This window comes from Ensifer sp. ENS07 (genome assembly GCF_014852185.1).
GTDB classification, from domain to species: domain Bacteria; phylum Pseudomonadota; class Alphaproteobacteria; order Rhizobiales; family Rhizobiaceae; genus Ensifer; species Ensifer adhaerens.
Genome location: NZ_JACVBE010000010.1, coordinates 230,069 through 243,088, shown reverse-complemented (window position 1 = coordinate 243,088; position 13,020 = coordinate 230,069). Strand labels below are relative to the sequence as shown.

Annotated in this window: 14 protein-coding genes, 1 tRNA gene and 1 riboswitch; of the genes, 13 read left to right on the top strand and 2 right to left on the bottom strand. The window is 62.1% G+C overall.

Annotated elements, in window-relative coordinates:
* Positions 1–5: 5 nt before the first annotated feature.
* From IB277_RS26375 to IB277_RS26350, 6 genes are all read left to right on the top strand, one after another.
* Positions 6–386, top strand: coding sequence for a RidA family protein (locus IB277_RS26375; RefSeq protein ID WP_034802728.1), 381 nt, complete (start codon positions 6–8; stop codon positions 384–386).
* A 104-nt stretch (positions 387–490) separates the two neighbouring features.
* On the top strand, positions 491–1,330 hold the full coding sequence (locus IB277_RS26370; protein WP_034802731.1) for a MoxR family ATPase: 840 nt from the start codon (positions 491–493) through the stop codon (positions 1,328–1,330).
* Positions 1,327–1,770 carry an NUDIX domain-containing protein gene (locus IB277_RS26365; RefSeq protein ID WP_090295271.1) on the top strand — a complete coding sequence of 148 codons (444 nt, stop codon included), beginning with the start codon at positions 1,327–1,329 and terminating at the stop codon, positions 1,768–1,770. Before IB277_RS26370 ends, IB277_RS26365 begins: the two co-directional genes overlap by 4 nt.
* Positions 1,771–2,012: 242 nt before the next feature.
* Positions 2,013–2,090, top strand: a riboswitch (SAM riboswitch).
* 61 nt (positions 2,091–2,151) lie between these two features.
* Complete coding sequence (gene metA, locus IB277_RS26360) at positions 2,152–3,078, top strand: homoserine O-succinyltransferase (protein WP_034802737.1); 927 nt, start codon at positions 2,152–2,154, stop codon at positions 3,076–3,078.
* A gap of 6 nt (positions 3,079–3,084) precedes the next feature.
* Entirely contained in the window at positions 3,085–4,269 is a 1,185-nt protein-coding gene (locus IB277_RS26355) for a VWA domain-containing protein (RefSeq protein WP_090295270.1), read from the top strand.
* Positions 4,270–4,532: 263 nt separating this feature from the next.
* Positions 4,533–5,549 (top strand): aldose epimerase family protein, encoded by a 1,017-nt coding sequence (locus IB277_RS26350; RefSeq protein ID WP_034802744.1) that lies wholly within the window; start codon positions 4,533–4,535, stop codon positions 5,547–5,549.
* 166 nt (positions 5,550–5,715) lie between these two features.
* Here IB277_RS26350 and IB277_RS26345 read toward each other — a convergent pair.
* A tRNA-Gly gene (locus tag IB277_RS26345) sits at positions 5,716–5,790 on the bottom strand.
* A 251-nt stretch (positions 5,791–6,041) separates the two neighbouring features.
* Here IB277_RS26345 and IB277_RS26340 point away from each other — a divergent pair.
* The 4 genes from IB277_RS26340 to IB277_RS26325 all read left to right on the top strand — a co-directional run bounded on the left by IB277_RS26340 (position 6,042) and on the right by IB277_RS26325 (position 8,657).
* Complete coding sequence (locus IB277_RS26340; RefSeq protein ID WP_082572987.1) at positions 6,042–6,551, top strand: prolyl-tRNA synthetase associated domain-containing protein; 510 nt, start codon at positions 6,042–6,044, stop codon at positions 6,549–6,551.
* Between the two features lie 58 nt (positions 6,552–6,609).
* Positions 6,610–7,584: a thioredoxin gene (gene trxA, locus IB277_RS26335; RefSeq protein WP_034802750.1), complete on the top strand. Its 975-nt coding sequence runs from the start codon at positions 6,610–6,612 to the stop codon at positions 7,582–7,584.
* Positions 7,585–7,776: 192 nt separating this feature from the next.
* Entirely contained in the window at positions 7,777–8,457 is a 681-nt protein-coding gene (locus tag IB277_RS26330; protein WP_034802753.1) for an LON peptidase substrate-binding domain-containing protein, read from the top strand.
* Positions 8,458–8,468: 11 nt separating this feature from the next.
* On the top strand, positions 8,469–8,657 hold the full coding sequence (locus IB277_RS26325) for a Trm112 family protein (RefSeq protein WP_034802755.1): 189 nt from the start codon (positions 8,469–8,471) through the stop codon (positions 8,655–8,657).
* A gap of 166 nt (positions 8,658–8,823) precedes the next feature.
* Here IB277_RS26325 and IB277_RS26320 read toward each other — a convergent pair whose 3' ends face one another.
* On the bottom strand, positions 8,824–10,038 hold the full coding sequence (locus tag IB277_RS26320; protein ID WP_034802758.1) for a ubiquinone biosynthesis hydroxylase: 1,215 nt from the start codon (positions 10,036–10,038) through the stop codon (positions 8,824–8,826).
* Positions 10,039–10,122: 84 nt separating this feature from the next.
* Between IB277_RS26320 and tesB the strand changes: the two genes are divergently transcribed.
* The 3 genes from tesB to IB277_RS26305 all read left to right on the top strand — a co-directional run bounded on the left by tesB (position 10,123) and on the right by IB277_RS26305 (position 12,970).
* Entirely contained in the window at positions 10,123–11,007 is an 885-nt protein-coding gene (tesB, locus tag IB277_RS26315; protein WP_060521446.1) for an acyl-CoA thioesterase II, read from the top strand.
* Positions 11,008–11,241: 234 nt separating this feature from the next.
* Positions 11,242–11,580 (top strand): P-II family nitrogen regulator, encoded by a 339-nt coding sequence (locus IB277_RS26310; protein ID WP_034802765.1) that lies wholly within the window; start codon positions 11,242–11,244, stop codon positions 11,578–11,580.
* Between the two features lie 28 nt (positions 11,581–11,608).
* On the top strand, positions 11,609–12,970 hold the full coding sequence (locus IB277_RS26305) for an ammonium transporter (protein WP_060611213.1): 1,362 nt from the start codon (positions 11,609–11,611) through the stop codon (positions 12,968–12,970).
* Positions 12,971–13,020 lie beyond the last annotated feature (50 nt).

Below are 13,020 nucleotides of genomic sequence, written 5' to 3'. Positions count from 1 at the left end.
AAGATATGGCGCGCAAGCTCATCTCCTCGGGCTCGCCCTTCGAAAAGACGGCAGGCTATTCGCGTGCCGTCGCGATGGGTGACTGGTGCTTCGTCTCCGGAACGACCGGCTATGACTACGCCACCATGACCATGCCCGAGACGGTGGAAGAGCAGGCGCGCAATTGCCTGAAGACGATCGAGGGCGCGCTGAAGGAAGCGGGCTTCTCGATGAAGGACGTGGTGCGCAACCACTATTACGTCACCGATGCCAGCTTCGCCGACCGGGTGTTCCCGATCTTCGGCGAAGTCTTCGGCGAGATCCGCCCGGCCGCAACGATGATCGTCTGCGACCTGATCCGCCCGGAAATGCTGATCGAGATCGAGGTCACCGCGCTTCGCGGCTGACCCCCCTGATCGCGCCCACCCTCAAAACGATTCCGATTTAAGCCATTATGCGATAGTCCATAGGGCATGACTTCGCCTGACTTACGCTGAACCGGAAGACGCCCATGCAATTTCAAGGCACCGCCGACTATATCGCCGACAAGGACCTGATGATCGCCGTCAACGCCGCGATCCGGCTGGAGCGGCCGCTGCTGGTCAAGGGCGAGCCCGGCACCGGCAAGACCGAGCTTGCCCGCCAGATCGCCGCCGCCCTTGGCCTCGAACTCATCGAATGGAGCGTCAAGTCGACGACCAAGGCACAGCAAGGCCTCTATGAATATGACGCCGTGTCGCGGCTGCGCGACAGCCAGCTCGGCGACGAGCGTGTCAACGAGGTCCGGAACTATATCCGCAAGGGCAAGCTCTGGCAGGCCTTCGAGGCCGATCGCCGCGTGGTGCTTCTGATCGACGAGATAGACAAGGCCGACATCGAGTTTCCGAACGACCTGTTGCAGGAGCTCGACCGCATGGAATTCCATGTCTACGAGACCGGCGAGATGATCGGCGCGCGTCACCGGCCGATCGTCATCATCACCTCCAACAACGAGAAGGAGCTGCCGGACGCGTTTCTGCGCCGCTGCTTCTTCCACTATATCCGCTTCCCCGATGCAGACACGCTCGCCCGCATCGTCGAGGTGCATTATCCCGGCATCCGCAAGACGCTGCTTTCGGCGGCGCTCGCCGCCTTCTACGACATCCGCCAGGTGCCGGGGCTGAAGAAGAAGCCCTCCACGTCAGAGGCGCTCGACTGGATCCGCCTGCTCGTCGCCGACGAGGTCGATCCGGCCGACCTCAGGGCCGATGCCAAGACCATGTTGCCGAAGCTGCACGGTGCGCTCCTGAAGAACGAACAAGACGTGCACCTCTTCGAGCGCCTCGCCTTCATGGCCCGCCGCGACGGATGAGGCCGGACGCGCACAAGGTCCTGATCTACGCCACCTGGCAGGACCGCCTGCTGGTCTTCGACGAGCCGGATTTCCCAGAGATCGAGCTGCAGGTGCCCGGCGGTACGATGGAACCAGGCGAAAGCCCGGAGACATCGGCTCAGCGGGAATTCATCGAGGAAACCGGGCTGACGCCGCCGGAAGCACTCACCCATCTCGTCACGCAGGACTACCACTACCCGAAGGACGGCAGGACGATCTGTCATCGGCGGCACTACTTCCACATCGCCCTTGCCGGCGAGCAACGGCAGACCTGGATACATCAGGAAATGACGCCCTTTGGCGGCGGTGACCCGATTCGCTTTCGTTTCTTTTGGCTCGGTATCGATCAGGCTGACCGCCGGCTGGGTTATGGCATGCGGGATGCTCTAAGCCTGCTGCAGACCAGCCCCTCTCCCTGACCCTCTCCCCGCGGGCGGGGAGAGGGGACGAGGACGACGGCTGCCCCCAAGCCGAGACGTGCCGACAGCGAACCCGGCTGCCAAGATGGGCCGAACGGTCGCTGAGCTTAGCTCGTGGAACGATCGGGTGCGGCAAGGCCGCTTCTCCCCGCCAGCGGGGAGAAGGTCGCGGCAGCGGGATGAGGGGCAGCCGCCCCCTACGCGAATCGTTTTTCTTGACCCCCGCGGCCCACTCGCGCTATCAAATTCTCCGTGGTGATTTGGCCGGCCGGCTTGCAGCCACGTTAAACAAGTCGCTAAAGGGCCGAGGAAAGTTGGATTTCCGAGGACCGGTCGCGATCAATCGCCGCCGGTTTTTTTGTATTGATCGAGTGGAAGCCCATGCCCATCAAGATTCCCGATACGCTGCCCGCCTTCGAAACCCTCGCGCATGAGGGCGTGCGGGTGATGACCGAGACCGTGGCGATCCGTCAGGATATCCGCCCGCTCCAGATCGGGCTCCTGAACCTCATGCCGAACAAGATCAAGACAGAGATCCAGATGGCGCGCCTGATCGGCGCTTCGCCGCTGCAGGTGGAACTGTCGCTGGTGCGCATCGGCGCTCACCGCGCCAAGAACACCTCGGAAGATCACCTGCTCTCCTTCTACGAGACCTGGGAAGAAGTGCAGGGCCGCAAGTTCGACGGTTTCATCATCACCGGCGCCCCGGTCGAGACGCTCGAATACGAAGACGTCACCTATTGGGACGAGCTGAAGCGCATCCTCGACTGGACCGAGACCAACGTGCATTCGACGCTCAACGTCTGCTGGGGCGCGATGGCGGCAATCTATCACTTCCACGACGTGCCGAAGTATCCGCTGAAGGAAAAAGCCTTCGGCGTCTATCGTCACCAGAACCTCAACCGCTCCTCCGTCTATCTCAACGGCTTCTCCGACGATTTCGCCGTCCCCGTTTCGCGCTGGACCGAAGTGCGCCGCGCCGACATCGACAAGGTGCCGAGCCTCGAAATCCTGATGGAATCGAAGGAGATGGGCGTCTGCCTCGTGCACGAGAAAAAGGGCAACCGGCTCTACATGTTCAACCACGTGGAGTATGATTCGACCTCGCTGTCGGACGAATACTTCCGCGACGTGGATGCGGGCGTGCCGATCAAGATGCCGCACGACTACTTCCCGCACAACGATTCGACCCTGCCGCCGCAGAACCGCTGGCGCAGCCATGCACATCTCTTCTTCGGTAACTGGATCAACGAGATGTACCAGACGACGCCCTACGATCTCGCGGAGATCGGCACCGGGAAAAGCTGAGGTCAGATGTTCATTCCCTTCTTCCTCGAACTCAAGGCAGCGAAGGTCCCGGTCACGCTCCGGGAATTCCTGTCCTTGATCGAGGGGATGGAGGCGGGCATCGCCACCTTCGACGTCGAAGCCTTCTACTATCTTGCGCGCACGGCACTGGTGAAGGACGAACGCCATATCGACCGCTTCGACCGGGTGTTCCAGCACTGCTTTTCGGGTCTCGAAGCAGTCAACCCGATGGAAGCGAGCGAAGAGGCCACCATCCCCGAGGATTGGCTGCGCAAGCTCGCAGAGAAGCATCTGAGCGAGGAAGAAAAACGCCTGATCGAGGCACTCGGCGGCTTCGACAAGCTGATGGAGACCTTGCGCCAGCGGCTGCAGGAGCAAAAGGGCCGCCATCAGGGCGGCTCGAAATGGATCGGTACCGCCGGCACCTCGCCTTTCGGCGCCTATGGCTACAATCCCGAGGGTGTGCGGATCGGCCAGGACCAGTCGCGCCACCGCCGCGCCGTCAAGGTTTGGGACCGGCGCGAGTTCAAGGATTATGACGACACGATCGAGCTCGGCACGCGCAACATCAAAGTGGCCCTGAAGCGGCTCCGGCGCTGGGTGCGCCAGGGTGCCGCCGACGAACTCGACCTCTCCGGCACGATCCGCGCCACCGCCGAACACGGCTATCTCGACGTGGTGACGCGGCCGGAGCGCCGCAATGCGGTGAAGCTTCTGATGTTCTTCGATATCGGCGGATCGATGGACGATCATATCCGCATCGTCGAGGAGTTGTTTTCAGCGGCTCGCAGCGAGTTCCGCCATATGGAGCATTTCTACTTCCACAATTGCGTCTACGAGGGCCTGTGGAAGGACAATCGCCGCCGCCGTGTCGACATTACCCGTACGACGGAAGTGCTGCGCACCTACGGCGGCGACTATCGCGCCATCTTCGTCGGCGACGCTTCGATGAGCCCCTATGAAATCAGCCACCCCGGCGGCTCGGTGGAGCACTGGAACGACGAGGCGGGCGCCCTCTGGCTCTCTCGTCTGACGGCACATTTTCCGCGCTCCATCTGGCTCAATCCCGTGCCCGAACAGCACTGGGGCTATACCCAGTCGATCACGATGGTGAAGGGCCTGTTCGAGGGACGAATGTTCCCCTTGACGCTCGCCGGCCTGCAGGAGGCGACCAAGCAGCTGTCGCGCTGACATGTCTGCCGAGAGGTCGCTATAGCACCTTGAATAGCTGGATGTTTTTGCTCTCAGGCCGGAGACGGCGCCAGGCCGCATTTAGTATGATTTTCCGGTTGCCGTGCCTTTGGAAATGACGCAGGTTGCTGCGATCGCACCGTTGCATGTTTCCTTGGATCCTAACCGAGCCAAGGACAAAACATGCAGCAATTCAAAAGTGTACGGCGACCTTTGTGCGTCTGGGGAGACGCGCAGCGCTGTAGTGGGAGCCAGCGGTGAATATGCATCAGAACACGGAAATCTTCGGCCACCTGCCATCCGGCGAGCCGGTCCATCGTGTGGTGCTCTCCGGTGGCGGCCTCACCGCCCATGTCTTGACCTGGGGCTCGGTGATCCAGGACCTGCGCCTGGAAGGCCATGAGCCGCCGCTGGTGCTCGGTTTCACCGATCTCGAAAGCTATCTCGCCCATTCGCCCTATCTCGGCGCCACGCCTGGACGCTGCGCCAATCGCATCGGCAACGGCCGCTTCACGCTCGATGGCGAGGCCTACCAGCTCGAACTGAACGAGAAGGGCGTCACGCATCTGCACGGCGGCAGCGACAATATCGGCAAGCGCAACTGGACGATCCTAAAGCAGACGCCCGACAGCATCACGCTCGCCATTACCGACCCGGATGGCCGCGCCGGTTATCCCGGCAACTGCAAGGTCACCTGCACCTACCAGCTGAAGCCCGGCGGCGTCTTGAGCGTCGTCTACGAGAGCGAAACCGACCAAGCGACGCTCGCCAATGTCTGCCAGCACAGCTATTTCAATCTCGACGGCAGCGCCGACGCCCTCGGCCACGACATCATGATCGCTGCCGACCATTATCTGCCCACCAGCGAACGCCAGGTGCCGACGGGCGAGATCCGCCCGGTCGAGGGCACTGCCTTCGATCTGCGGGAAATGACGCGGCTCAGCCGCCAGACCGAAGGCGAGCGTATCGCCTACGACCATAATTTCTGCCTTTCGAACGAACGCATGGCGAAACATTCGGTGGCGCTTGCTCGCAGCATCGATTCGGGTGTCACGATGGAAGTGCTGACGACCGAGCCCGGCGTGCAACTCTATACCGGCGCAAAGCTGAACATTCCCGTCCCCGGCCTCGAGGGCCGCCGTTACGGCGCCTTTGCCGGCTTCTGTCTCGAAACCCAGATCTGGCCGGATGCGGCCAACCACGCCGGCTTCCCGAACGCGGTACTTCGCCCCGGCGAGATCCGCCGGCAGGAGACGGACTACGTGTTCATGAAGAGCTGAGCGCGGAAACGGCGACCGGCTTTACCAACAAAGGCAAAATGCAAAAGGAGCCGTCTCGGCGGTCCGAACCACATGGTGCGGACGGCACTATCGGCGCATGGAATGCCTGACGGCAAATGCCGTTTCATTCCAGAAATGACTGTGAAATGAAGTGGTTGGGAGAAATTGGAGCGGGTGAGGCGATTCGAACGCCCGACCCCAACCTTGGCAAGGTTGTGCTCTACCCCTGAGCTACACCCGCTCATCATCCAAGGTCCGGGGGTAGTCGGTGGACCGTGGCGTCGGCGCTGTCTTGCGGCGACGGGCGGTATATGGCCTAAGCGATTTTGGAATGCAACAGGGAAATGACGAGAAATCGAATATTTTTTTGGACACCCTTCGCAAAGCCCGGAAATGCCGCGTTTTCGGCCGGCCTCGCCGCCTGTGAGATTGCGTCCTGACGGCCTTCTCCCCTAAAGCAGAGACGAAACGAACGCCGTGGGGATGAGAATCATGCGTGAATCACAGCCGAAAACCGCCGAAGACCTCTTCAATTTTCTCGATGGACTTGGAATCGAGTATAAGACGAAGAACCACGCTCCGGTTTTCACCGTGGCCGAATCGGTGGCGCTTCGTGACGAGATGCCCGGTGGCCACACGAAAAACCTCTTCGTGAAGGACAAGAAGGACAACTATTTCCTGCTCACCGTCGAGGAGCACGCGACGGTGGACCTGAAGACCGTGCACCAGGTGATCGGCGCGGCAAGCAAGGTATCCTTCGGCAAGCCGGAGAAGCTGATGGAGTATCTCGGCGTCATTCCGGGGGCCGTAACCGCCTTCGGCGCGATCAACGACACCGGGGGCAACGTCAAGGTCATCCTCGACGAGGCGCTGATGACGTTCGATATCGTCAACTGCCACCCGCTTTCCAACGACGCAACGACCTCGATCGCTTCGAAGGATCTGTTGCGCTTCATGGAAGCGACCGGACACGAACCGCTTGTCTTGAAAGTCACGGCCTGACATACGATCTTTGGCGCGAATGCAGTAAGCTGGCGGACGAGCCGGCGAGGAGAGAAGAATGACGGGCAGCGACAATCCCTATGCAGGGTCTTTCGGCACTCAGATGACGGCTTCGGCCTCCTTCGGCCAGCCGGCGCCGGCGGCCGCGTCGGGCGGTGACCTGATCAAGGAAACCACCACTGCCAACTTCACCAAGGACGTGCTCGAAGCCTCCAGGCAGCAGCCCGTTCTCGTCGATTTCTGGGCGCCCTGGTGCGGTCCCTGCAAGCAGCTGACCCCTGTCATCGAAAAGGTGGTCACGGAAGCCGCAGGCCGCGTCAAGCTCGTCAAGATGAACATCGACGATCATCCCTCGATCGCCGGCCAGCTCGGCATCCAGTCGATCCCGGCCGTCATCGCCTTCGTCGGCGGACGCCCGGTCGACGGCTTCATGGGCGCAGTTCCGGAAAGCCAGATCAAGCAGTTCATCGAAAAGATCGCCGGTCCCGCCGTTGACGACAGCAAGGCCGAGATCGAGGCGGTTCTCGCCGACGCCAAGGCGCTCATCGATGCCGGCGATGCCGAGAACGCCGCCGGCCTCTATGGCGCCGTGCTGCAGGCCGACCCGGAAAATGTCTTGGCGATCGCCGGCATGGTCGATTGCATGATCGCGCTCGGCCAGCTTGCCGAGGCCCGCGAGGCGCTGTCCAGCCTACCGGAAGATCTTGCCAAGGATGCCGGCATTGCCGCCATCGGCAAAAAGCTCGACCAGATCGAGGAAGCCCGCAAGCTCGGCGATCCCAACGAGTTCGAACGGCGCCTCGCCGCAAACCCCGATGATCACGAGGCGCGCGTGCTGCTCGCCAAAATCCGCAACGTCGAGGGCGACCGGATGGCTGCGGCCGACCATCTGCTCACGATCATGAAGCGCGACCGGGCTTACGACGACGACGGCGCGCGGCGCGAGCTGCTTTCGTTCTTCGAGGTTTGGGGCCCGAAGGATCCGGCAACCATCGCCGCGCGACGCAAGCTCTCGTCGATCCTGTTCTCCTGAGCCGTCAGACATGTTTTTGAAAGGGGCGCTATCTGCGCCCCTTTTCGTAAGCGGATCCGATCACGATCCATCTTCACCTGTGAAGATCGACGGGCTCGTCCCTTGAGATTTTCAAGCAGCGCACCATCTTTTGATCTGGTTGACCACGCTTCCTTGGCGGGGCAAAGCGAATACCGGCAGGGTCTATCGGAAATGCACGTCGGAAATGCACGCTATCTCGGTCCGAAGGACTTGCCGGAGATCATTCCGGTGTTTCCGCTGACCGGTGCATTGCTGCTTCCCGGCGCCCAGCTTCCCCTCAACATCTTCGAGCCGCGCTACCTCGCCATGCTCGATGACGCCCTTTCCGGCAACCGCCTGATCGGCATCGTACAGCCGTCCTTCTGCGAGGGCCGCAACGACACCGCCACCGGACCGATGCAGGCGCTCTGCGAGGTCGGCTGCATCGGCCGCATCACCTCCTTTGCCGAGACCGGCGACGGCCGCTACATCACCTCGCTCACAGGCGTCTGCCGCTACCGGCTGTTTTCGGAAGTCGGGGGCACCCGCGGCTACCGTCGCTTCCGTATCGGCCCCTTTGCGGCAGATCTCGAAAACCGCGACGACGAGACCCTCGTCGACCGGGCAGCGCTTCTGGCCGCCTTCAAGGCCTATCTCGAAGCCAACAAGCTGAAAGCCGACTGGGAAAGCGTCGAGCGGGCGAGCAACCGCACGCTCGTGAACTCCATGGCGATGATGTCGCCCTATGGCCCGGCGGAGAAACAGGCGCTGCTCGAGGCTCCCGATCTCAAGACCCGCGCCGAAACCCTGATCGCCATCACCGAAATCGTGCTTGCGCGCGACTTCGGCGATATGGACAGCATTTTGCAGTGAGCAACGGATAGATGGATATCAACGCCAGCAAGGTCGATCCGAAACTGCTCGAACTGCTCGTCTGCCCGCTGACCAAGGGACGCCTCAGCTATCACGCCGAAGCCAATGAACTGATCTCGGAAAAGGCGCGCCTCGCCTATCCCATCCGCGACGGCGTACCGATCATGCTGATCTCGGAAGCACGCAAGATCGAGGATTGAGGGCCGCGTCGGCCCGTTACCCGTAGAGTTCTCGACTGCCCCTCATCCGGCCTGCCGGCCACCTTCTCCCCGCAAACGCAGCGAGGCGTCCCCTCTCCCATCCTGCGAGGAGAGGGCTAGTCCTCGGGTTTAACCCGAGGAGAGGGGCAACCCCAGCCGTAAAGCCTCAGATCGGCTGACCCGACAACAACCGCGGATCGGTCTCCCCGGCAATACCGGCCGCCTGGCGGATAAAGAAGCTCTTGAGAGATGGCAGCCGGTCGACGAGGCCCAGGCCGAAATCCCTGGCGATCCGGACCGGGGTGATGTCGTTGGAAAACAGCCGGTTGAGCACGTCGGTCGTAACACCCATGCGGAACGTGTCGAAACGCCGCCAGCTCTGGTAGCGCTCAAGCACCGCGAGCGAACCGATGTCGAGCCCGAGACGATCCGCCTCGACGATGGTTTCGGCAAGTGCTGCCACATCCTTGAAGCCGAGATTGAGCCCTTGCCCCGAGATCGGGTGAATGCCATGGGCGGCGTCACCGGCAAGCGCGAAGCGTGGTTTCACGAAATCGCGGGCAAGCGTCAGGCCGAGCGGAAAGGCCCGCCGTCCGCCGACCACCTTCAGGTGACCAAGCTTGTGGCCGAAGCGGCGCTCCAGTTCTTCCTCGAACAGGAAATCGTCGCCCTTGACCAGGCGTTCGGCGTCCTCGGTGCGCTCGGTCCAGACCAGTGACGAGCGATTGTTCTTGAGCGGCAGGGTGGCGAAAGGCCCGGCCGGCAGGAAATGCTCCTCCGCCGTGCCCTCGTGCGGCCGCTCATGCTCGACGGTGGTGACGATGCCGGACTGGCCATAGTCGAATTCGACGGTCTTGATGCCGGCGGCATCGCGCAGCTTGGAGCGCACGCCGTCACAGGCAACCAAAAGACGGGCCTCCAGTTCTTCGCCGCCGGCAAGCGTAACGGCAACTGCGTGGTCGCCGCTCTTGAAGCTCTCGACCATGGTCGACTGGCGATTGACCACGCCGAGCGCCGAGCAGGCACCGCGCAGTGCGCCGACCATCGCCGTATTAGGCACCATATGGGCAAACGGACGACCCTCGCCGCCGTCACCGTCGAAGGTCAGGAACACAGGCCGCACCGGATCGGCCGCCTTCGAATCGGTAATCACCATGCGGCGGATCGGCTCGGCCTCCGGCGCGATCTCATCCCAGACGCCAAGCACGTCGAGCATGCGCTCGGCCGCGGACGCAACGGCGGAAGCGCGCTGGTCCTTCTTCCAGGCGCCTTCCGGCGCGCCGTCGATCACCATCACGTCGAGATGAGGCGCCGCCTTCTTCAGCGAAACCGCGAGCGAAAGGCCGACATAGCCGCCACCGGCAATCAAGACATCGAGCATCGGCTTTCTCCGTCGCACTTGAGCATCGTTTTATGTCTATATAGATCAATGCCATCGACGTTCCTACCATCGGAGAAAGCCGAAATGTCGCGCCCCACCGAGACCTCCACCCCCATGGATGCGCTGCTGGCCATTCTCGATCTCGAAAAGCTCGAGGAAAACCTGTTCCGCGGCCGTAGCCCGCAGGTCGGCTGGCAGCGCGTCTTCGGCGGCCAGGTGATCGGCCAAGCGCTGGTGGCAGCGCAGCGAACCGTTGATGAGGGGCGTTACGTGCATTCGCTGCACGCCTATTTCATGCGGCCGGGCGATCCTTCCGTACCTATCATCTATGAAGTCGACCGCATCCGCGACGGTTCGAGCTTCGCCACCAGGCGGGTGGTCGCCATCCAGCATGGCAAGGCGATCTTCTCCATGTCCGCCTCTTTCCAGTATGACGAAGATGGTTTCGACCACCAGATCGACATGCCTGATCTCGCCATGCCCGAGACGCTTCCGGGCGAACAGGAACTCAAAGAGAAGTTTCTCGTCCACGCGCCCGAAGCAATCCGGCGCTATTGGGAAAGGCCGCGGCCGATCGAGATCCGGCCGGCGTCGCTGCAGCACTATTTTACCCGCAACGACGGCAAGCCGATCCAGGACGTCTGGGTCAAGGCGGTCGGCACCGTTCCCGACGAGCGCCATATCCAGGCAGCGATCCTTGCCTATCTCTCCGACATGACCCTGCTCGACACCTCGCTCTATGCGCACGGCACTTCGGTCTTTGACCGGAACCTGCAGGTGGCGAGCCTGGATCACGCCATGTGGTTCCACCGCCCCTGCAAGATGGACGACTGGCTGCTCTATACCCAGGACAGTCCGAGTGCACATGGTGCCCGCGGGATGACCAGAGGCAGCCTTTTTACGCGTTCCGGTGTGCTGATCGCCTCTGTCGCCCAGGAAGGGTTGATCCGGAAAAAGGCATCTGAATAGGAAATAAGCAGAATCTTCGCTCTGCCTATTTTTTAATCTTATAAAGTGACGATTTTTTGATGCGCCGCAGCAATCGTGCTGCGGCTTTCTTTTTTTCTATTTGTTTTCATTACCTTAAGTCGAGCGTCAGAATCTGGCACGCCCCTTGAATGTCATGGTTCGGTTGCACGGCGCTCTGGCGCTCCGCAGCAAGGAGAGACGGCCTCCGCCGGAGGCGAACAAGGATGAAACCAGATGAAAATTGTGATGGCCATTATCAAGCCGTTCAAGCTCGATGAGGTTCGCGAAGCCCTCACTGCTGTCGGCATCCAGGGCCTGACCGTGACCGAAGTCAAAGGCTACGGCCGCCAGAAGGGACATACCGAAATCTACCGCGGTACCGAATATGCCGTGAGCTTCCTGCCGAAACTGAAGGTCGAGATCGCCGTTCCTTCAGAACTCGTCGACAAGGCCGTTGAAGCGATCGCCGCAGCCGCCAAGACCGGCCAGATCGGCGACGGAAAGATCTTCGTCTACGCCATTGACCATGCGGTGCGCATCCGCACCGGCGAAACCGATTCAGAAGCGTTGTAAACCACGCCGTTCAGGGAGCACTACCTCGATGTCATCACTTAAGCTTTCCACCTCTCTTGGACGCCTGGGCGCAATGACCGCCGCCCTGCTTGCGCCGGCCGTGGCCTTCGCGCAGGAAGCGGCACCGGCGGCGGCCGCAGCCGCAGCCGTACCGGTGCCGGACAAGGCCGATACCGCCTTCATGTTCATCTCGACGCTTCTCGTCTTCTTCATGCTGATCCCGGGCCTCGCGCTGTTCTACGGCGGCCTGGTGCGCGCCAAGAACATGCTCTCGGTGCTGATGCAGTGCACCGTGATCGGCGCGACGATGATGATCGTCTGGGTCGTCTACGGATACTCCTTCGCCTTCGGCGGCTCGACCAGCCCTTATTTCGGCGGCTTCGCCAAGATGTTCCTCGCCGGCGTCACCACTGAGAGCACGTCGGCCACCTTCTCGGAAGGCGTCGTCATTCCGGAATACATCTTCATGCTGTTCCAGATGACCTTCGCGGCACTGACCCCGGCGCTGATCGTCGGCGCCTTTGCCGAGCGCATCAAGTTCTCCGCAGCCGTGCTCTTCTCGGTGCTCTGGGCGACCTTCGTCTACTTCCCGATCGCCCACATGGTCTGGGACGGCAACGGCCTGCTCTTCGGCATGGGCGCGCTTGACTTCGCCGGCGGCACCGTCGTTCACATCAATGCCGGCGTTGCTGGCCTGATCGGCGCGATCATGGTCGGCAAGCGCACCGGCTACGGCCGCGACATGATGGCACCGCACTCGATGACGCTGACGCTGGTTGGTGCTGCCATGCTCTGGTTCGGCTGGTTCGGCTTCAACGCCGGCTCAAACCTCGAAGCCTCGGGCGGCGCCATGCTCGCGACCGTCAACACCTTCCTTGCAACCGCAGCCGCCATTCTCTCCTGGTCGGCCGTCGAAACCTTCACCCGCGGCAAGGCCTCGATGCTGGGCGCCGCCTCGGGCATGATCGCCGGTCTCGTCGCCATCACGCCCGCCGCCGGCATTGCCGGCCCGATGGGCGCGATCGTCATGGGCGTGCTCGTCTCGCCGCTCTGCTACTTCTTCGTCTCTGTCGTGAAGAACAAGTTCCACTATGACGACACGGCAGACGTCTTCGGCGTCCACGGCGTCGGCGGCTTCTTCGGTGCGCTTGCCACCGGCATCTTCGCCTCCTCGTCGCTCGGCGGCATCGGTTATGCCGACGGCGTCACCATGGGCGGCCAGTTCATGACCCAGCTGACCGCGGTTGCCATCACCATCGTCTGGTGCGGCGTCGTCTCCGTCATCCTCTACAAGCTGGTGGACTCGATCGTCGGCCTGCGCGTCTCCGTCGAAGCCGAACGCGAGGGCCTCGACCTCTCGTCGCACGGTGAAGCCGCCTACCACAGCTAAGCGGATCGCGGCGCCGGCAATTCGGCGCCGCCTACAGTCCCGTCGCGATC